This window comes from Streptomyces sp. NPDC001530 (assembly GCF_042894545.1).
GTDB lineage: Bacteria > Actinomycetota > Actinomycetes > Streptomycetales > Streptomycetaceae > Streptomyces.
This window is the reverse complement of record NZ_JBIAVS010000013.1, coordinates 168123-188356: the sequence shown is the minus strand read 5'-3', so window position 1 is coordinate 188356 and position 20234 is coordinate 168123. Positions and strand designations below refer to the sequence as shown.

The window sequence follows — 20234 nt, the reverse complement described above, 5'->3', positions numbered from 1 at the left end:
GACTACGGGCCGGGAAAGGCTCGTAAGCCCTCCCCGGCCCGAGCCGGTGCTGCCTGTTACGTCAGCGGACGTGGTCCACGTCGACGAGGTCGACGCGGACGCCGCGGCCGCCGATGGCGCCCACGACGGTACGCAGAGCGCGCGCGGTGCGGCCGTTGCGGCCGATCACCTTGCCGAGGTCGTCGGGGTGGACCCGGACCTCGAGAACGCGCCCGCGGCGCAGGTTGCGCGAGGCGACCTGCACATCGTCGGGGTTGTCGACGATGCCCTTCACGAGGTGCTCGAGAGCCTCCTCGAGCATGCTCAGGCCTCGGTCGACTCGGACTCGGCGGCAGCCTCGTCCTTCTTCTCAGCCTTCTTCTTCTGGGTGATGGCCTCACCCTTGCCCTCGTCCTCGCCGCCAAGGGCGTCGAACGACGGGCGCGCGGCCTTCGGCTCGGCCACGAGCAGCGGAGCCGGGGCGGGCTCGCCCTTGAACTTCTGCCAGTCGCCGGTCTTCTTCAGGATCGCGAGAACGGGCTCGGTCGGCTGCGCGCCGACACCCAGCCAGTAGGCGACGCGCTCGGCGTCGACCTCGATGCGCGACGGGTTCTGCACCGGGTGGTACAGACCGATCTCCTCGATGGCCCGGCCGTCACGGCGGGTACGGGAGTCGGCGACGACGATGCGGTAGTGAGGCGAACGGATCTTGCCCAGACGCTTCAGCTTGATCTTGACTGCCACGGGAGTGGTGTCTCCTGGTCTTGACGTGGTTGGGCACGGCGAGATGGCCGCGTGGGGTTGCGGTACCCGAGTGCCCGATGGACGCGTCAGCCGGAGGAGAGAGGGGTCCTGTGCGGCTGTCGAGTACAGCTAGCCATTGTGCCACATCCTGGCGGGGCGCCTTCACCGGGCCGGGTGCGTCCGCCCACGCCTGAGCGGCACCCGGCGCCGAGCCGAAGCCCGACGTCCGCCGCGCGCGACCGGCATCCACGAGATGCCGCTTCTCACCGCGGAGGACAGCTGCGCAACCCGGCGCTATGGGGTAACCCTCTTTGGGACCGGCGCCGCCCCCATCGGCACGCCTGCCCGCAGGCTACGAGGCCGCCGCGCCGACCACCTCGGGGATCCGGAACGGCTTCCCGCAGCCGCCGCAGACGATCGGTGCCTGGGCCAGGACCGAGGGGACGACGCGTACGTTGCGGCCGCAGTCGCAGACCGCCTTGACGCGGACGCCTCCTCCGGAGGAGCCGTGGCGCGCGGCCGGGCCGCGGAACGAGCGGGCGGTGTCGGCGCTGGTCGCGGCCGAGTGGGCCTTGAGCGCGCGCTGCAGCCGCTCGATCGTCGGGCGGTAGCGCCGCTTCGCCTCGGGGTTGAGCGTGACCAGGGAGAAGCCACTGCTCGGATGCGGCTCCTCTGGGTGGTCGAGGCCCAGCTCCTCGGCGATCGCGAGGAATCTGCGGTTGTGATACCGGCCGGCGCGCGAGGTGTCGCGGACTCCTCGGGCGGCGGCGATGCCGTGGACTGCCTCATGAAGCAGTCGCTCGAAAGAGAGTTCGTGCCCGCAGGCGGACGACGACTCTCCGATCAGGGACTCTGGCGCGGCAAGATCCGGCAGCTCGGGGTGGTGCCGCTGAATGTCGGCCCACGCCCCTGCCAGCTCTGCGGCGAGAACAGGTGGTGTCGTGCTCACGTCGTGACAACGAGCCGGGGTGCCTCTGTGTTCCTATTCCGGGGCATCCCAAATAATTTGCACGTACCCGTCAGTTGCCGCTGATGCGTCCTGACGAGGGCGGGTGCGCTGATCTGCGGAGAAGCCTCACAGCTCATACCAAGGCGGTACGTAGGCACACGTACGCCCCGGCGCGTAGACGATGTCCGCGCGCCGGGGCACCTGAGGTCAGCAGATGCGCAAGAGGCGTTTCGGTCGCCCTCGGGGGCTACTTAGTAAGCGCGCGCGACGACCGCGACGTTACCGGGTGCGTCGTCGGCGTCGGGCACCGACCCGTCCTCGGCGACCAGACACCGTACGGTCACCGAGTGCTCGGCCAGCTTGGCCTCGCCCTCTTCGCCGAGGTCGGCCCAGGGAATGCGCGCCCAGCCGCCGGCGGTGGCCGCCTCGGCGGCCTCCTCGATCGTCGCCACGTCCGATGTACGGGACTCGCGGCGCTCGCGCGACTGCCGCAGAAGCAGCGCCTGGTCCTCTTCGAGGACCGTGGGGAGCAGACCTACGAGCGCGTCGATCGCCACCGGCTCCTTGCCTCCGGGGATGCGGCGGGCCAGCATCGCGGTGCCGCTCTCCAGGTCACGGGGGCCGACCTCGACGCGTACCGGGACGCCCTTGAGCTCCCAGTCGACGGCGCGGCGCCCGAAGGGGGTGTCCGTGCGGTCGTCCACATGGACGCGCACACCCGCCGCCTTCAGCTGATCGCCGATTTCGCGGACCTTGGCCAGAACCGCCTCGTCTCCCTTGATCGCGAGGACGACCACCTGCACCGGGGCGAGCCGCGGCGGCACCCGCAACCCATTGTCATCGCCGTGCGACATGATCAGGCCACCCACCATGCGGGTCGACGACCCCCAGGAGGTCTGCCAGACGAGCTCCTGCTTGCCGTCCTTGGACAGGTACTGGGTGTGGAAGGCCTTGGCGAAGTTCTGGCCGAGCTCGTGGCTGGTGCCCATCTGGAGGGCCTTGCCGTCGCCCATCATGGCTTCGAGCGTGAGGGTGTTGATGGCGCCGGCGAACCGCTCGGTCGGGGTCTTGCGGCCGAGCACCACGTCGATGCCGAGGACGTTCACCATGAAGTCCTCGTACACCTCCTTGTGGATGTACGCGGCGTAGTCCCGGGCGTCCTCGTACGTGGCGTGGGCGGTGTGGCCCTCCTGCCAGAGGAATTCCGTCGTACGGAGGAACACGCGCGGGCGCATCTCCCAACGCACCACGTTCGCCCACTGGTTGATCAGCAGCGGCAGGTCGCGGTAGCTCTGCACCCACTTGGAGAAGTAGTCGTTGATGATCGTCTCGGAGGTGGGGCGGACGACGACCGGCTCCTCCAACTCCTTGCCGCCGCCGTGCGTGACGACCGCGAGCTCGGGGGCGAAGCCCTCGACGTGCTCGGCCTCCTTCGTCAGGTACGACTGCGGGATGAAGAGTGGGAAGTACGCGTTCTGGGCGCCCGCCTCCTTGATGCGGGCGTCCATCTCCTGCTGCATCCGCTCCCACAGCCCGTACCCGTACGGTCGGATGACCATGGTGCCGCGCACCGGACCGTTGTCGGCCAGTTCGGCCTTGTTGATCAGATCCTGGTACCAGCGCGGGAAATCATCCGCCTGGGGTGTGAGAACGGGTGCCTTTGCCATGCGGCGATGGTACGGGCCCACGTTGCCGGAATGTGAATTCTCGCCGCGCGCACAGGGAGCGCACAAGCCGGGCGCCGCAACCCCTGGACGCCACGTCGAGCGCGGAGTTTCCTGACATACGGGGGGGAGTGCGCGCGCACTGCACGGGGGCCAGGGAAACGGGGCACAGCGGCAACTCTCGGCGGATTGGGGCGCTTTCGATGACACCTACGCTCGTGCGGCAGCACCTACCTCACGCGGGGGCGCCGCCCCGGGTGAATCAGTCTGCACGCGCGCGTGACTGGGCCGAGATCCAGGAGCGGATGCTGGTACCGCTCTACGAGGCCGTCTACGAGCGACTCGAAGTGGGCGGCGGGACGCGGCTGCTCGGCCTCGGCTGTGGATCGGGGCTCGCACTCCTCATGGCGTCCGCTCGGGGTGCCACCGTCACCGGTGTCGACTCCTCCTCGCCCGAGCGGCTGGCCCTCGCGCGGGAGCGGCTGCTGCCGGAGGCGTGGGGCACGCGCGCGCGTGCGAAGGCCCGGCTCGTGGACGGGGCCCCCGCGGACGCGGCCGTCGCGGAGGCGCCGGCGTACAACCTGGTGACCGCGTTCGAGCCGATCGGGTGTGTGGCCGGGGACTCGGAAGGGCTCGGGTCGCTGCTCGGCTCGGCGACGCCGCTCGCCGAGCGGGGGGCTCCCGTGGTGCTGGTCGGGTGGGGGCCGCCGGAACGATGCACCACGTCCGCGGTGTTGCGGGTCGCGACCAAGTTGGCCGATCCCCTGCGGGGGGTGGGCAGTTGGCGGGCCGCCGGTCGTGATGACCTCGAGGAGGTCGCTCAGCGGGCCGGGCTGCGGCCGGACGGGTCGGGGCGGGTTGCGTGTCCGTTCGGGTATGCGGATGGGGAGAGTGCGGTGCGGGGGCTTCTGTCGACGGGGCTGTTCGACGCGGCTGTCGCCGCGACGGATCAGGCGCAGGTGGACAAGGAACTCACGGAGGCGCTTCATCCGTACCAGCGGCGGGACGGGACGGTGTGGATGCCGAACGTCTTCCGGTATCTGATCGCCCGCACGGGTTGACGTCACGGGCCTTTTTCGCCCCCTCCGCCCCTACCCGTCCCGTACTGGGGGCTGCCGCCCCCAGACCCCCGATATCGCGCTTCGCGCTCGTCCTCAAACGCCGGACGGGCTGAGAGCCTGCGCTTAAGAGACCCCCTCTACGCCAGTCGTTTGACCCCCGCGATGCGGTAGGCCTCCGCCTCCTCCAGGGTCTCGTTCACGAGGAGTGCCTCCGCCAGGGCGTCCAACTGGGCGCGGTGGTCGCGGAGTTTCTGGCAGGCCTCCTCGTAGCACTCGTCGACGATGCGGCGCATCTCGTGGTCGATGGAGTCGAGGGTCGCGGGCGCGGCGGAGAGGCCGTAGGCCTGTTGGGCATCGCTCGGGAGGGCGGAGAGGCGGCCGACGCGTTCGCTCATGCCCCAGCGGGCGACCATGCCCCGGACGATGTTCGTGACCTGTTCCAGGTCGTTCTCCGAGCCCGTCGTGATGACTCCGTAGACGACGTGTTCGGCGGCCATGCCTCCCACGGCGCCGATGATGCGGCCGCGGAGGAACTCCTCCGTGTAGGAGTACCTGTCCGCTTCCGGGGTCGACAACGTCACGCCCAGGGCGCGGCCGCGCGGGACGATCGTGATCTTGCGGACCGGGTCCGCGCCCGGCTGCAGCATGCCGAGGAGGGCGTGACCGCTCTCGTGGTAGGCGGTGCGGCGGCGTTCCTCCTCCGGCATGACCAGCGAGCGTTCCGCGCCCAGTTGCACCTTTTCCAGCGCCTCGGAGAGGTCCGTCTGGGTGACCTTCTCCTGCTTGCGCTTCACCGCGAGCAGGGCCGCTTCGTTGGCGAGGTTGGCGAGGTCCGCTCCGGTCATGCCCGGGGTCGTGCGGGCCACCTGGGAGAGGTCCACCTCGGGGGACAGCGGAATCTCGCGGGTGTGGATCTCCAGGATCGCCTCGCGGCCGCCACGGTCGGGGGGCGAGACGTTGACGATGCGGTCGAAGCGGCCGGGGCGGGTGAGCGCCGGGTCCAGGATGTCCGCGCGGTTCGTCGCCGCGATGACGATGACGCCCTCGGCGCCCGAGAAGCCGTCCATCTCGGTGAGGATCTGGTTCAGCGTCTGCTCGCGCTCGTCGTGGCCGCCCATGGCGGAGCCGCCCGCCCGCGCCCGCCCGATCGTGTCGATCTCGTCGATGAAGATGATGGACGGGGCCAGTTTGCGGGCCTCGGCGAAGAGCTCGCGGACCCGGGACGCGCCGACGCCCACGATCATCTCGATGAACTCCGACGCGGAGGCCGAGAAGAAGGGAGCCCCCGCTTCCCCCGCCACCGCCCGGGCGAGCAGCGTCTTGCCCGTCCCCGGCGGACCGGCGAGCAGCACGCCCCGCGGCATCTTCGCGCCCATCCGGCGGTATGCGTCCGGGTTCTTGAGGAAGTCCACGACGTCGTTCAGTTCGCCCGCGACCTCGTCGATCCCGGCCACGTCCGCGAAGGTGGTGCGCTTGGCACCGGGCACCAGTTCGATCGGCTTCGGGGGCGCCTTGCGGCCGAGCATGCCGCCCGCGCCGCCGAGCCCCGTCCGCATCCGGCGGGCGATGAAGATCCACAGGACGACCAGCAGGAGCATGGGGGCGAGCGAGAGCAGGACGTTGTAGAGGGTGCTGCGCTGCTGGACCACCGGCGAGGCGGTCACCGTGACGTTGCGCTTCTCCAGGTTCTGCCAGAGCTGATCATCCGCGAAGGCGGGGCGCTGGGTCTTGAACTTGGTGTACTTCCCACCGCCCCCCGGGTTGTCCTGGGCGTTCTTGAGCTGGCCCTGGATCGCGTCGCCCTTGGAGTAGATCTTGGTGACGTTGCCGTCGTCGACCTGCTTGCTGAACTCCGTGTACGAGATCGTCGGCTCGTCGCCCTCGTTGAAGAAGGACAGCGCCAGGTTCGCGATCACGAACACGACCAGCGCGGCGAGAGCCAGACTCCACCAGCCACCGGGAATCTTCCTCTTACCGGAAGGCGGTGGTGTCGGCTCGGGCGGAGTGCCCTCGGTACGCCACGGCTGGTCAGGCGCTTTGCGCGGCGGCACGGAGTTGCTCATATTCGGACGTTACGCCACGCAGCGGACACCGGCACCCGCGGCGGTCATACGACGGGGGCGCCCCTCCGGCGAGGGGCGCCCCCAGTGACGTACGACAGGACAGCAGTCCCGTAACCGAACCGTCAGCCCATGAACTTCTTGAACTCGTCCGGCAGCTCGAAGTCCTGGCCGCCCTGCTGCGGCAGGCCGAACGCGTTGCCGCCCTGGGCGCCCGCCTCGCGGCGCTGCGCCTCCTCCAGCTCCTGCTGCTTGCGCTTCATCGGGTTGCCGGAGCGCTGCTTGCCCTTGGCCTGCTTCTGCTTCTTCTTGGCGCGGCCGGGGCCGCCGCCCATGCCCGGCATCCCGGGCATCCCCGGCATGCCGCCGCCCTGAGCCATGCGGGACATCATCTTGCGAGCCTCGAAGAAGCGCTCGACCAGGCCCTTGACGGCGCTGACCTCGACGCCGGAGCCCTTGGCGATACGGGCGCGGCGCGAGCCGTTGATGATCGTCGGCTCCTGGCGCTCGGCCGGGGTCATCGACTTGATGATCGCGGCCGTGCGGTCGACGTCGCGCTCGTCGAGGTTGTTGATCTGGTCCTTGATCTGGCCCATGCCCGGGAGCATGCCGAGCAGCTTGCTGATGCTGCCCATCTTCCGGACCTGCTCCATCTGGGCCAGGAAGTCGTCCAGGGTGAAGTCCTGGCCCTTCTTGGACGCCAGCTTGGAGGCCATCTTCTCGGCCTCTTCTTGGCTGAACGTCTTCTCCGCCTGCTCGATCAGGGTGAGCAGGTCACCCATGTCGAGGATGCGGGAGGCCATCCGGTCCGGGTGGAAGGCGTCGAAGTCGTCGAGCTTCTCGCCGTTCGACGCGAACATGATCGGCTTGCCGGTGACCGAGGCGATGGAGAGGGCCGCGCCGCCTCGGGCGTCGCCGTCGAGCTTCGCCAGGACGACGCCGTCGAAGCCGACGCCGTCGCGGAAGGCCTCCGCGGTGTTGACCGCGTCCTGACCGATCATCGCGTCGACGACGAAGAGGATCTCGTCCGGGGAGACGACGTCGCGGATGTCCGCGGCCTGCTGCATCATCTCCTGGTCGATGCCGAGACGGCCGGCGGTGTCCACGATCACGATGTCGTGGACCTTCGTCTTGGCGAACTCGATGGAGTCCTTGGCGACCTTGACCGGGTCGCCGACGCCGTTGCCCGGCTCGGGCGCGTACACCGCGACGCCCGCGCGCTCGGCGACGACGCTGAGCTGGTTCACCGCGTTCGGGCGCTGGAGGTCGGCGGCGACGAGGAGCGGGGAGTGCCCCTGCTCCTTGAGCCACTTGCCGAGCTTTCCGGCGAGCGTGGTCTTACCGGCACCCTGCAGACCCGCGAGCATGATCACACTGGGCGGGTTCTTGGCGAACCGGAGGCGTCGGGTTTCGCCGCCGAGGATCGTGACGAGCTCGTCGTTCACGATCTTCAGGACCTGCTGGGCGGGGTTCAGCGCCTTGGAGACCTCGGCACCGAGGGCGCGCTCCTTGACGTTCTTGATGAAGGTCCGCACGACCGGCAGGGCCACGTCGGCTTCGAGGAGCGCGATACGGATCTCGCGTGCGGTGGCGTCGATGTCAGCTTCGGACAGCCGGCCCTTGCCCCGCAGGTTCTTGAACGTCGCTGAGAGGCGATCGGAGAGAGTATCGAACACGGCGCTCGTCGGTCCTCAGGGGTCGGGGGCGATGGGAATCGCCCTCCAGGGTATCTGGCCGCGTGCGGTGGGGTCTCCACCGCGTTCATACGAGAGTGGCAGCACCCCCGGCTACAGGCCGGGAGTGGCCTCGCTCGCGGGCCGGGAGTGGCCTCGGTCACAGCTCACCCCCGCAACGTCTCCTCCAGCGCACGCGCCACCGAAGCCGCCTCCTCCCCCGGCAGGGGCGAGCCCTTGACGCCCGTCACGTAGAAGGCGTCCACGGCATTCGCGCCCAGCGTGGAGACATGCATGCTGCGCACCCGCACGTTCGCGTCCTCCAGGGCGCGCCCGATGCGGTGCAGCAGGCCGGGGGCGTCGTGGGCGCGGACCTCGATGACCGTGGCGTGCCGGGAGGCCGCCGAGGCGACCGTCACACGGGGCGGCGGAGCGACCGTGCCCCTGCGGCGGGGGTAGGCGGCGTCCCGCTCGGCGAGACGGGCCGTGATGTCGAGGGAACCGTCCAGGGCGCGGACGAGGTCGGCGCGCAGACGGGCGGCCTGCGGCAGGGAGCCGTACTCGGCGGCGACCCGCCAGTTGAGCAGCAGGACCGAGCCCTCGACGCCGTCGGGCAGGTCGAGGGCGCGCAGCTCGGCGGTGCGGACGGTCAGCCGGTGCATGGCGAGGACGCCCGCGACCGCGGGGAGCACGCCGGGCTGGTCGGGCACGGCGATGAGGAGCTCCACGCCCAGCGGCTCCGGGTCGTCCGAGGTCGGGACGGCGTCGGAGTCGACCGGCTCGGTCTGTGCGCGCAGTGCCAGGACGGGGCCGCCCGTGCGGAAGGCCTCGATCGCGAGCCGCTCCTGCTCGGCCGTGATCGCCACGGCCTCGGGCTCTTCGGGGGCATCCCCGGCGAGCACGGCCGAGACCCGCTTGACCAGGTCGGCGACGAGGGAGCCGCGCCACGAGGACCAGGCGGCGGGCCCGGTGGCCAGCGCGTCGGCCTCGGTCAGCGCGTGCAGCAGCTCAAGGGTGCCCTGCGAGCCGACCGCCTCGGCGACCGAGCGGACGGTGGCCGGGTCCTCCAGGTCGCGTCGGGTCGCGGTGTCGATCAGCAGCAGATGGTGGCGTACGAGGGCGGCGAGCACCGCCACGTCCGCGCGGTCGAAGCCGATCCGGGCGGCCACGTCCCGCGCGATGATCTCGCCTGCCACGGAGTGGTCGCCGGGCCAGCCCTTGCCGATGTCGTGCAGCAGGGCGGCGACGAGGAGGAGGTCGGGGCGGCCCACGCGGCGGGTCAGCTCGGAGGCGCGGACGGCCGTCTCGATAAGGTGCCGGTCGACGGTCCAGATGTGCACGGCGTTGCGCTGCGGCCGGCACCGCACCCGCTCCCAGTCGGGCAGCAGCTGGGTGATCAGGCCCTCCGCCTCCAGCGCCTCCCACACCTCGACGGTCGGGCGGCCCGAGCCGAGGAGCGTGACCAGTTGTTCGCGGGCCTCGGCGGGCCAGGGTGTGGGCAGGGGGCGTGCGACAGCGGCCATGCGCCGTACGGCGTGCAACGACAAGGGAAGCCCGGACTGCGCGGCTGCGGCCGCCGCGCGCAACGGGAGCACCGGGTCGCGCTCGGGGCGCGCGGCGCGGGCGAGCACCACCTCGCCGTCCTGCTCCACCACGCCCTCCGCGAGGGGCGAACGCTCGGCGACCGGCTTGCCGCCGCCCAGCATGGCGCGCAGCCGTGGACGCACGGCGCGTGAACGCAGCACGCGCCCCACCTCGCGCCAGGTGACGTCACTCGCGTACGAGACGACGCGCGCGGCCTCGTACACCTGGCGCAGCAGGGTGTCGGCGTCCAGCAGCCCCAGGTCCGCGGCGACCTGGTCCTGCTCCTGGAGCGAGAGGCGGTCGGTGGCGCGTCCGGTGGTGAGGTGGAGTGCGTCGCGGACGTCCAGGAGCCTGCGTCGCGCGTCGGCGAGGCCCTCGCGGGGCGCGTCGGCGAGCCAGGAAGCGGCGACGGCGCGCAGGGCGGTGGCGTCGCGCAACCCGCCCCGCGCCTCCTTCAGGTCCGGCTCCAGGAGGTACTGGAGCTCGCCCTGGCGCTCGGCGCGCTCGGCGCACAGCTCCTGGAGTTCGGGGAGACGTTTCGGCGCCTGGTTACGCCAGTCGGCGAGGACGGCCGTACGCAATCCGGCGGTGAGGCCGAGGTCGCCCGCGAGGTGGCGGGCGTCCAGCAGGCCGAGCTGCACCTTGAGGTCCTCGCCCGCGGTCTTGCGGGCCTCGGCGGGCGTCCGGACGGAGTGGTCGAGGGCCAGGCCCAGGTCCCAGACGGGGTACCAGATGCGGTCGGCGAGGGCGGCGACGGCACCGGAGTCGCTGCCGTCGTGGAGCAGGAGCAGATCGAGATCGCTGCGGGGCGAGAGTTCGCCGCGTCCGTAGCCGCCGACGGCCACCAGCGACACACCGCGCAGTCCGTCGGAGCCGGCGGTGAACAGGCCGGTCAGCCAGTCGTCGGTCAGTTCGGCGAGGGCGGCACGGCGCGGCGGCCCGGACCGCGCCTCCTCCTGGAGGAGGCGCAGCCGGGCCGCCGCGTAGCCGCTGGGTCCCGAGTCCTCTGCTTCCGTACGCATGTCCGTACTCGTCACCCAGCGACTCCTGTCTTTCTCTTTTTGGGCCGGTCCGGTCAGAGCGCGTCCGGGCCGCGCTCGCCGGTCCGGACCCGGACGGCGGTGTCGACCGGGATGGACCACACCTTGCCGTCACCGATCTTGCCGGTGCGAGCCGCCTTCACGACGACCTCGATGAGCTGTTCGGCGTCGTCGTCCTCGGCCAGCACCTCGATACGGATCTTGGGGACCAGGTCGACCGTGTACTCGGCGCCACGGTAGACCTCGGTGTGTCCCCTCTGGCGACCGTAGCCACTGGCCTCGGTGACCGTCAGACCGTGCACCCCGAAGGCCTGCAGGGCTTCCTTGATCTCGTCGAGCCGGTGGGGCTTCACGACGGCGGTGATGAGCTTCATGCGTCCACCTTCTTGGTCTCGGCGTCAGCAAGGGCAGGGACGGCGGTCCGGGCCGCGCCGCCGCCGGCGCCGCTGAAGTCGTATGCGGTCTCGGCGTGCTCCGCCTGGTCGATGCCCGCGATCTCCTCGTCCTCAGTGACCCGCATACCGATCGTCTTGTCGATCAGGAAGGCCAGGATCGCGGAGGCGACGAGGGAGTAGGCGAGGACGGCGAAGACACCGGCGCACTGCTTCCAGAACTGGGTCATGCCGCCGCCGTAGAAGAGGCCCTCCACGGTGGACTGACCCTTGCCGCTGGCGAAGAGACCGATCAGCAGGGAGCCGACGACACCGCCGACCAGGTGGACGCCGACGACGTCGAGCGAGTCGTCGTAGCCGAACTTGTACTTCAGGCCGACGGCCATGGCGCACAGCACACCGGCGATGACGCCGACGGCGATCGCGCCGAGCGGGGAGACCGCACCACCGGACGGGGTGATGGCGACCAGACCGGCGACAGCACCGGAGGCGGCACCCAGCGTGGTGAAGGCGCCGTGGCGGATCTTCTCGTAGGCGAGCCAGGCCAGCATGGCGGCGGCGGTGGCGATCTGCGTGTTGACGAACATCAACGCGCCGACGCCGTCGTCGTTGCCGAGCCACGAACCGGCGTTGAATCCGAACCAGCCGAACCACAGCAGACCGGCGCCGAGCATGACCAGCGGGAGGCTGTGCGGGCGCATCGGGTCCTTCTTGAAGCCGACGCGCTTGCCGATGACCAGGATCACGCCGAGCGCCGCGGCACCCGCGTTGATGTGGACCGCCGTACCACCGGCGAAGTCGATCACGCCCAGTTCGAAGGCCCAGCCGCCGGCGCCCCAGACCCAGTGGGCGACCGGGAAGTAGACAACCGTGGCCCACAGCGCGATGAACAGCGTCCACGCCGTGAACTTCACGCGGTCCGCGAGCGCGCCGCTTATCAGGGCGGGCGTGATGATCGCGAACATCAACTGGAAGACCATGAAGACGAAGATCGGGATGGTGTAGCCGTCCCACAGCTCCGTCAGGCCGACGTTGCTGAGGCCGACCCAGTCGGAGGTCCAACCGATGAACGAGCCGTGGTCGGTACCGAAGGCGGCGGAGAAGCCGTACAGCACCCACAGGATGGTGATGACGCCCATGCTGATGAAGCTCATCATGAGCATGTTGAGGGTGCTCTTGACGCGGACCATGCCTCCGTAGAAGAAGGCCAGGCCGGGCGTCATGATCAGCACCAGGGCGGAACAGATGAGCATGAACCCTGTGTTGGCGGCAGACAGCTTGGGTGCCTCTGCGGCAAGGGTGATGGCTGGTGCCATCGGCGTCTCCTCGTCGTTGGTACGGCCCCGTGCGGGCGAAGCCTGAGTGGGCGTGAGGGGCGGGCCGGTTATGCGCCATGAGATTGGCGCAGCGCGGTTTCCGTCGAAGCCCCTCGATGTTTCGTCCGGGTGACGAAGGCGCCTTGCGTGTTACGCATCCATGAACTGCCGGATAGTGGCCGAGTCGATCGTTATCGTGACGCAATCTTCGCGAAGCCCACCGCAACGATCAATTGAGGGACCCCCGCGGCGACCAGCCAGGTCCGCGAGAGCGGCACCGGTTCAGGCGCACAAACGGAGCACATGAACCGGCCACGGCTGGTCGTCCGATGACCGGGCATGGGGGAGCCGAGTCGGGCAGTTCGGGACGACCGGCCGTGGCCGGAGTACTGGGCGGGGGCCGCTCGCTCCGCCGGTTCAGACCGCCTCGGCAGTCTCCGGCAGGTCCGCGGCGAGCTGGTCGGTGAGGTCGACGACCTCGGCGAGGTCCCCGAAGTCGCGGGCCGCCGTGTCGACCGTCTTTCGGATACGAGTGTTCACCCGCTCGGAGCGCACCTTCTTGGCGATCGCCATCGCCTCCTTGGCCACGACCGCGCTCTGCTCGGGCTCGCGCTGCAGCAGGTGCACGGTGGCCATGCCGATGAGGTTGAGTGCGTACGAACGCTGGTGCTCGGCGTCCTTGCCGAAGCGGTCGACGGCCTCCTGCATGAGGGGCTCGGCCATGGACGCGTACGTGGGGCTGCGCCCGGCGACATAGGCGAGGTCACGGTAGGAGTGCGAGTTCTCGCCGTACAGCTCGGCCTTGGAGAAGAAGCGGATCCAGTCGGGGTCCGGGTCGTCCCACTCGTGGACGTCGGCGAAGGTGTCCTCGGCCATCCGGACGGCCCGCTTGCACTTTCCGGGCTGGCCCATGTTGGCGTAGGCGCGGGCCTCCATCGCATACAGCATCGACTGGGTGCGCGGGCTCGCGCAGTCGCGGCTGCCGTACTGCGCGAGGTGGATGAGTTCCAGGGCGTCCTCGGGCCGGCCGAGGTGGATCATCTGGCGGCTCATGCTGGAGAGGATGTACGAACCGAGCGGCTTGTCGCCCGCTTCCTTGGCGGCGTGCAGCGCGAGCACGAAGTACTTCTGCGCGGTGGGCTGGAGCCCCACGTCGTAGCTCATCCAGCCCGCCAGCTCGGCCAGCTCGGCGGCGACCTTGAACAGGCGCGTGTTGGTCGCGGCGGGCTGCGGCTCCTGGAGCAGGTCCGTCACCTCGTGCAGCTGGCCGACGACCGCCTTGCGGCGCAGGCCGCCGCCGCACTGGGCGTCCCACTGCCGGAACATCACGGTGGTGGACTCCAGGAGGTCCAGCTCGGGCTTGGAGAGCCGACCGCCGCGGCGGGTCGAGGCCGGGGGCTCGGGCTCCTCCTGCGGCGGTGTGGGCGCGGGCACGAGCCAGCGCTGCATGGGCTCGATGAGGGCCGGGCCGGCGGAGAGGGCCAGCGAGCTGCCGAGGAAGCCGCGGCGCGCCAGCATCAGGTCGCTGCGCGAGTACTCGCTGATCAGCGCGACGGTCTGGGGGCCCGTCCAGGGCAGGTCGACGCCGGACACGGACGGTGACTGGTGGGCGGCGCGCAGGCCCAGGTCCTCGACGGCGACGACACACCCGAACCGCTCGGAGAACAGCTCGGACAGGATCCGCGGGATCGGCTCCCGCGGGTTCTCCCCGTCCAGCCAGCGGCGCACCCGCGAGGTGTCCGTGGAGATGTGATTGGCCCCCAACTGGCGGGCCCTGCGGTTCACTTGACGTGCGAGCTCGCCCTTGGACCAGCCGCTGCGCACGAACCACGAGCCGAGCAGCTCATTGGGGCGCCTGTCAGCGTTCGTCCCACTTCCGCCGTTGCCGCCCACTGGAACGCCCCCATCCCTGAGACCACTTGCACGCTGCGTGCGCCCAAGCCCTATCAGAATGCCGGTAAATACGGCCGCGCGTCCGGCAGTTCTCACCCTTCGAACGGGAAGCCGACTTGCCCTTGGCATACCCACGAGTGCATACGTCCCCAGGACTCGTGCACTCAAAGTAATCCTACGATCACCCGTCCAGCCATGGCGATTCCGGAAACGCCACCATTCGCCACCCCTTCGGATGAACTCCGGGTTGCCTGCACGCGATTCACTTGACACATGACGGCCGGGAGTGGGCGGAGCGGTGCGCATCGGGGCGCACGCGGTCGAGTGCACTACCCGGGGCACTACAAAGCGCCGCCTGGATCGCGCCGCAGAGGGAAGTCGGGATACAGAGGGTCACGTTCCGCTTTCGTCACGTAACCACCGGTGCGTTGGACCCGTTGGAGGGGGCATGGGCTTCACGATCGGCAACAGTCGGGGGATGCGCGAAATCCGGCCCGGCCCGCGGCGCCGCAGCCGCTCGTCGGAGTGCACCGCCGTGGCCGAGTTCACCGGGCTGTGGGGCTGGGACGTGGTCCCGGGCGCGCGGGCTGCCGCCGGGGCGTGCTCGTGCGGCAGGGCCGACTGCCCCGCGCCGGGTGCGCATCCGCTGGACTTCGCCCCGGTGATCCCGGCCGGCGCCACACTCGACGAAGTGTCCGAGGCCTGGGCCGAGTGCCCGGGCGCCGCGGTACTGCTGCCGGTGGGCCGCGCCTTCGACGTGATCGAGGTCGCCGAACCCGCCGGGCGCCGCGCGCTCGTCCGCCTCGAACGCATGGGGCTCCCCCTCGGACCGGTCACCGCCACCCCGGACGGCCGCGCCCACTTCTTCGTCGCCCCCGGCGCCGCGGCCGAACTCCCCGAGCTGCTCTACCGAATGGGCTGGGACGACGCGTCTCTCGACCTGCACGGCCTGGGCCCCGGTACGTACGTCACCGCCCCGCCCTCCGACCGAGGCGGCCTCGGCCCGGTCCGCTGGCTGCGCTCCCCCGCGCTGGACTCGGCGACGAAGCCACCGCAGGCCCGGCTGCTGCTGGGCACCTTGGCCTACGTGGCGCACCGGTCGCGCGTGTAGCCGCGCCGGGCGGCAACAGCGCGCACGGCCCGCTGGACGACAACCGCGCGCACAGCCCCGCCGGACGGCAACGGCTCACGGAGCCGCCCGGCGACAACAGCGAAGGGCCCCGCCTCATCTGCACCATGCGGCGGGGCCCTTCCCCTTTTTCGCGCCTGAACCGGCGCCGCTCTCGCGGACCTGGCGGATCGCCGCCGTGGTTCCCCCATCGATGGCTGCGATCCGTGGGCGGAGAGAGCGATGACCAGTGGCCGCTAGTCGCCGATAAGAGCATCCACGAACGCTTCCGGCTCGAACGGCGCCAGATCGTCCGCGCCCTCGCCCAGACCCACCAGCTTGACCGGCACGCCCAGCTCGCGCTGTACGGCGACGACGATGCCGCCCTTGGCGGTGCCGTCGAGCTTGGTCAGCACGATGCCCGTGATGTCGACGACCTCGGCGAAGACGCGGGCCTGAACGAGTCCGTTCTGGCCGGTCGTGGCGTCGAGGACGAGCAGCACCTCGTCCAGCGGGGCGTGCTTCTCGACGACGCGCTTGACCTTGCCGAGCTCGTCCATGAGGCCGGTCTTGGTGTGCAGCCGGCCCGCGGTGTCGATGAGCACGACGTCGTAGCCCATCTCCTTGCCTTCCTTGACCGCGTCGAAGGCGACGGAGGCGGGGTCGCCGCCCTCGGGCCCGCGCACGGTGTAGGCACCGACCCGGTCGCCCCAGGTCTGCAGCTGCTCGGTCGCGGCAGCGCGGAAGGTGTCGGCTGCGCCCAGGACGACGGTGCGGCCGTCGGCCACCAGGACGCGGGCGAGCTTGCCGGTGGTGGTGGTCTTGCCGGTGCCATTGACGCCGACGACCATCACGATGCCGGGCTTGCTGGCTTCGGGCTCGGTCCTGACGGTGCGGTCGAAGTCGGTACCGACCAGGTTGAGGAGCTCCTCGCGCAGCAGTCCGCGCAGCTCCACCGGAGTACGCGTACCGAGCACCTTGACGCGCTCGCGCAGCCGCTCGACCAGCTCCTGGGTGGGCTGCACACCGACGTCGGCGGTGAGCAGCGTGTCCTCGATCTCCTCCCAGGTGTCGTCGTCGAGGTGCTCGCGGGAGAGCAGCGTGAGCAGCCCCTTGCCGAGCGCGTTCTGCGAGCGGGACAGGCGGGCGCGCAGGCGCACGAGGCGCCCGGCGGTCGGCTCCGGGATCTCGATCTCGGGGACTTCGACAACGGGTGTGGGCTCCTCGACGGCGACCGACGTGGCCGCCGAGGCCTCGGGGAGATCCACCTCCTCGATCGTGCGGCGCGGTTCTTCGCGCGGCGTCTCGGCCTCGTCGCCGACATGCGGTTCGGCCGGAGGGGCGGTGATGTCGGGGGCGGCGGGGGGCGGCGGGGGCAGCTGCTTCCGCTTGCGGCTGCCGATGACGAGCCCGCCGAGCGCACCGATCACGACCACGGCGATGACTACAGCAAGGATGACGATTTCCATAACGCCCCCCAGTATCGGCCATCCCTCCCCGGGGAGGGAGATTCCCTTTCCGAGAGTCGAAACTGTGGTTTCCTCCAAGGACATAGGTCCCTAGAGGTGACTTATCGGATTAAAGTGCGATGATTCGCCACCAGCACCATCGCATCGGACGATGGCGCACTCGAAACACATCCCCACAGCGCCCTGGAAACCCGTGGCATCGAGCCCGTCCCCCACTCCGAGGGCCGCGCGAAAACCCGCGGACTCCTCCCCACCTGGGTCGCCGCCCACATCAGCGTCTTGCCGCTGACCATGGGCGCGCCCCTGGCTGTCCCCTACGGAGTCAACTTCTGCAGGCCCTGACCGTCGGCGTCGCGGGGCCGGTCGTGTCGTACGACCTGGTCGGACCGATCGGCTCGCGGGCAAGCGCGGTGGCGCCCTCGACATGGCCCTGTCACGGGCGGTCTTCGGGCAGCGCGGGAACCTCGTCCTCGGCTCGCTGATCTGGATCACCCGCTGGGGCTGGGAGACGATCGGTGCCGGGCTGATCGCCGCCGCGATTCACGGGTCCGCCGGCGACGGGCAGCGCCCCATCGGCGCGTACGGCCTCGGCTGGGTGGCGACGATCGCGGTCTCCTTCCTCCTGTACGTCGTCCTGCCGAAGCCCGCGGTGACCTCGCCCGCGGCCGAGCCCGTCAAAGCGCCCACCGCTATGGCTGTCTGACGAACCGTCAGCTACCGTCCCCCTCCACACACGAAGGGGGGCTCCCCATGCCCGTAACGGTCGTACGCTTCAACCTCGTTGACCCCGACGCCACCCCCGCCTCACTGAGTGCCCGCTACAAGGCGGCCGTTGAGATGGCCGCGTACGCCGACGACCGCGGGATCACCACCGTGCAGACCGAGGAGCACCATGGCGTGGCCAACAACTGGCTGCCCTCGCCGTTCGCTTTCGCGGGCGCGGTGTTCGGGGCGACCCGGCACCTAGCGGTCACCGTCTCGGCGGTCATCGGCCCGCTGCACGATCCGCTGCGCCTCGCCGAGGACATCGCCGTACTCGATCTGCTCAGCGGCGGACGCCTCGTGACGGTGGCCGGAATCGGCTACCGGCCCGAGGAGTACGCCCTCTTCGACGTCGACTGGAAGCGGCGCGGCAAGCTCCAGGACGAGCTCCTGGAGACGGTGCTGAAGGCGTGGACCGGCGAGGAGTTCACGTACCGGGGCCGTACGGTACGGGTCACCCCGCGCCCGTTCTCCGATCCGCACCCGCTGCTGCTGGTCGGCGGCTCCTCCAAGGCCGCGGCCCGGCGCGCCGCCCGGCTCGGGCTGCCGTTCTTCCCCAGCGCGCACCTTCCCGAGCTGGAGGCGTACTACAAGGAGCGGCTCATCGAGTACGGCACCGAGGGCTGGACCATGATGCCTGCCGCCGAGACCCCGCTGCTGCACATCGCCGAGGACCCGGACCGGGCGTGGGCCGAGTACGGCGAGCACTTCCTGCACGAGGCACGGACGTACGCCTCCTGGCAGTCCGGCGACATCCGCTCGGCGGTGAGGTCGGCGGCCACGACGGTCGACGAGCTGCGCGCCGAGGGCGTCTACCGGATCCTCACACCCGACGCGTGCGTGGCGCTGAGCCTGGACACCTACGTGCTGCATCCGCTGTCCGGCGGGATGCCCGTCGACGAGGGCTGGCGCAGCCTCCAGCTCTTCTGCGAAAACGTACTGCCCCGGCTCAAGGACCTCGAAGGCTGAGCCGGGGCAGTACGTCTCTTACGAGTACGAGGAGAGGGGCAGCGGGGACTTGGCCCTTCTCCCCGAGTTCATCGGGGGGAGGTGGTTATCCCATCTCCTCCAGGGCCTTGCCCTTCGTCTCCTTCACGTACTTGAGCACGAAGGGGATGGAGAGCGCGGCGAAGACCGTGTAGATCACGTAGGTCGCGGAGAGGTTCCAGTCGGCCAGCGACGGGAAGCTCGCGGTGATGGCCCAGTTGGCGATCCACTGCGCGGAGGCGGCGACGCCCAGCGCGGCGGCGCGGATCTTGTTCGGGAACATCTCGCCGAGGAAGACCCAGACCACGACACCCCAGGAGAGGGCGAAGAAGAGGACGAAGACATGCGCGGCGATCAGGGCGGTCCAGCCCTGGGCGGCCGGCAGCTTGCCGTCCACGAGGTCGAAGGAGAAGGCCCAGGCCTCGAGGCCGAGACCGATGACCATGCCGACGGAGCCGATGAGCGCGAGCGGCTTACGGCCGATCCGGTCGACGAAGATCATGGCGATCACGGTGCCGAGGATGTTGATGATCGACGTCGTGAACGAGTAGAAGAACGAGTCCGTCGGGTCGACACCGACCGACTGCCACAGCGTCGAGGAGTAGTAGAACGCGACGTTGATGCCGACGAACTGCTGGAAGACCGAGAGGCCGATGCCGACCCAGACGATCGGCTTGAAGAAGAAGCCGCCGCCGAGCAGGTCCTTGAAGGACGACTTGTGCTCGCTCTTCATGGCGTGCTCGATCTCCAGCACGCGGGCGTCCAGGTCGATGTCCTTGCCCTCGACCTCGGCGAGCACCTCACGCGCGCGGGCGTCGCGGCCGACGGAGATCAGGAAGCGCGGCGACTCGGGGATCGCGAAGGAGAGCAGACCGTAGAGGACGGCCGGGACGACCATGACGCCGAGCATGATCTGCCATGCCTCGAGGCCCATGATCTCGCCGCGCTGGTCGCCGTCGGCGGCGTTCAGGATGCCCCAGTTGACCAGCTGCGAGACGGCGATGCCGATGACGATCGCGGCTTGCTGGAAGGAGCCGAGGCGGCCGCGGTACGCCGGCGGGGCGACCTCGGCTATGTAGGCGGGGCCGATGACCGAAGCCATGCCGATGGCGAAGCCGCCGACGACGCGCCAGAGGGCGAAGTCCCACAGCGAGAAGGGCAGCGCCGAACCGACGGCGCTGACCGTGAAGAGCACGGCGGCGATCTGCATGACCCGGATGCGGCCGATGCGGTCGGCGATGCGGCCGGCGGTCGCGGCGCCGATGGCGCAGCCGATCAGGGCGATGGCGATGACCTGCGCCAGGCCCGCGGAGCCGATGTCGTAGCGGTCCCGGATGGCCTCGACGGCGCCGTTGATCACGGAGCTGTCGTAGCCGAAGAGGAAGCCGCCCATCGCGGCCGCCGCCGCGATGAAGATGACATGCCCGAGATGTTCGGGATGAGCCTCTCGGGCTCCTGACCTGGGTGCCTGCGCTGTGCTGGTCACGTGTAACTCCTCGGGCCACCGGCCTCGCTGCCAGTGGGGTGGGGGCAAGCCCTACGGGTGGGGTCCA

At 70.2% G+C, this 20234-nt stretch carries 15 protein-coding genes and 1 pseudogene; 4 read left to right on the top strand and 12 right to left on the bottom strand.

Annotation, left to right across the window (positions count from 1 at the left end):
* Positions 1 to 61 precede the first annotated feature (61 nt).
* The 4 genes from ACFY0T_RS27105 to proS all read right to left on the bottom strand — a co-directional run bounded on the left by ACFY0T_RS27105 (position 62) and on the right by proS (position 3339).
* Positions 62 to 301 carry an RNA-binding protein gene (locus tag ACFY0T_RS27105; RefSeq protein ID WP_003973401.1) on the bottom strand — a complete coding sequence of 80 codons (240 nt, stop codon included), beginning with the start codon at positions 299 to 301 and terminating at the stop codon, positions 62 to 64.
* Positions 302 to 303: 2 nt separating this feature from the next.
* Positions 304 to 723: a 30S ribosomal protein S16 gene (gene rpsP / locus ACFY0T_RS27100; protein ID WP_388875608.1), complete on the bottom strand. Its 420-nt coding sequence runs from the start codon at positions 721 to 723 to the stop codon at positions 304 to 306.
* 352 nt (positions 724 to 1075) lie between these two features.
* On the bottom strand, positions 1076 to 1672 hold the full coding sequence (locus tag ACFY0T_RS27095) for a hypothetical protein (RefSeq protein ID WP_388875605.1): 597 nt from the start codon (positions 1670 to 1672) through the stop codon (positions 1076 to 1078).
* A 251-nt stretch (positions 1673 to 1923) separates the two neighbouring features.
* On the bottom strand, positions 1924 to 3339 hold the full coding sequence (proS, locus tag ACFY0T_RS27090; protein ID WP_388875602.1) for a proline--tRNA ligase: 1416 nt from the start codon (positions 3337 to 3339) through the stop codon (positions 1924 to 1926).
* A 200-nt stretch (positions 3340 to 3539) separates the two neighbouring features.
* Here proS and ACFY0T_RS27085 point away from each other — a divergent pair, with 200 nt between their 5' ends.
* On the top strand, positions 3540 to 4397 hold the full coding sequence (locus ACFY0T_RS27085; RefSeq protein ID WP_388875599.1) for an SAM-dependent methyltransferase: 858 nt from the start codon (positions 3540 to 3542) through the stop codon (positions 4395 to 4397).
* A 137-nt stretch (positions 4398 to 4534) separates the two neighbouring features.
* Here ACFY0T_RS27085 and ftsH read toward each other — a convergent pair whose 3' ends face one another.
* The 6 genes from ftsH to ACFY0T_RS27055 form a co-directional block, all read right to left on the bottom strand.
* Entirely contained in the window at positions 4535 to 6460 is a 1926-nt protein-coding gene (gene ftsH / locus ACFY0T_RS27080; protein ID WP_388875596.1) for an ATP-dependent zinc metalloprotease FtsH, read from the bottom strand.
* A 122-nt stretch (positions 6461 to 6582) separates the two neighbouring features.
* Positions 6583 to 8133, bottom strand: coding sequence for a signal recognition particle protein (ffh, locus tag ACFY0T_RS27075; protein ID WP_388875594.1), 1551 nt, complete (start codon positions 8131 to 8133; stop codon positions 6583 to 6585).
* 164 nt (positions 8134 to 8297) lie between these two features.
* On the bottom strand, positions 8298 to 10751 hold the full coding sequence (locus ACFY0T_RS27070) for a [protein-PII] uridylyltransferase (protein WP_388875591.1): 2454 nt from the start codon (positions 10749 to 10751) through the stop codon (positions 8298 to 8300).
* Between the two features lie 38 nt (positions 10752 to 10789).
* Positions 10790 to 11128, bottom strand: a complete 339-nt coding sequence (locus ACFY0T_RS27065) for a P-II family nitrogen regulator (protein WP_028802442.1) — start codon at positions 11126 to 11128, stop codon at positions 10790 to 10792.
* Entirely contained in the window at positions 11125 to 12462 is a 1338-nt protein-coding gene (locus ACFY0T_RS27060) for an ammonium transporter (protein WP_388875587.1), read from the bottom strand. Before ACFY0T_RS27060 ends, ACFY0T_RS27065 begins: the two co-directional genes overlap by 4 nt.
* A 417-nt stretch (positions 12463 to 12879) precedes the next feature.
* Positions 12880 to 14355, bottom strand: a complete 1476-nt coding sequence (locus ACFY0T_RS27055; RefSeq protein WP_388875584.1) for a hypothetical protein — start codon at positions 14353 to 14355, stop codon at positions 12880 to 12882.
* A 448-nt stretch (positions 14356 to 14803) separates the two neighbouring features.
* Here ACFY0T_RS27055 and ACFY0T_RS27050 point away from each other — a divergent pair, with 448 nt between their 5' ends.
* Positions 14804 to 15466, top strand: coding sequence for a bifunctional DNA primase/polymerase (locus ACFY0T_RS27050; protein WP_388875581.1), 663 nt, complete (start codon positions 14804 to 14806; stop codon positions 15464 to 15466).
* Positions 15467 to 15720: 254 nt separating this feature from the next.
* Here the strand turns inward: ACFY0T_RS27050 and ftsY are convergent, their stop codons facing one another.
* Complete coding sequence (gene ftsY / locus ACFY0T_RS27045) at positions 15721 to 16932, bottom strand: signal recognition particle-docking protein FtsY (RefSeq protein ID WP_388875578.1); 1212 nt, start codon at positions 16930 to 16932, stop codon at positions 15721 to 15723.
* 138 nt (positions 16933 to 17070) lie between these two features.
* Between ftsY and ACFY0T_RS27040 the strand changes: the two are divergent.
* Both ACFY0T_RS27040 and ACFY0T_RS27035 read left to right on the top strand, forming a co-directional pair.
* Positions 17071 to 17635: pseudogene (locus ACFY0T_RS27040) on the top strand (cytosine permease).
* A gap of 47 nt (positions 17636 to 17682) precedes the next feature.
* On the top strand, positions 17683 to 18663 hold the full coding sequence (locus ACFY0T_RS27035) for an LLM class flavin-dependent oxidoreductase (RefSeq protein ID WP_388875575.1): 981 nt from the start codon (positions 17683 to 17685) through the stop codon (positions 18661 to 18663).
* An 85-nt stretch (positions 18664 to 18748) separates the two neighbouring features.
* Here ACFY0T_RS27035 and ACFY0T_RS27030 read toward each other — a convergent pair whose 3' ends face one another.
* Positions 18749 to 20167: a sugar porter family MFS transporter gene (locus ACFY0T_RS27030; RefSeq protein ID WP_388875572.1), complete on the bottom strand. Its 1419-nt coding sequence runs from the start codon at positions 20165 to 20167 to the stop codon at positions 18749 to 18751.
* Positions 20168 to 20234: the final 67 nt, after the last annotated feature.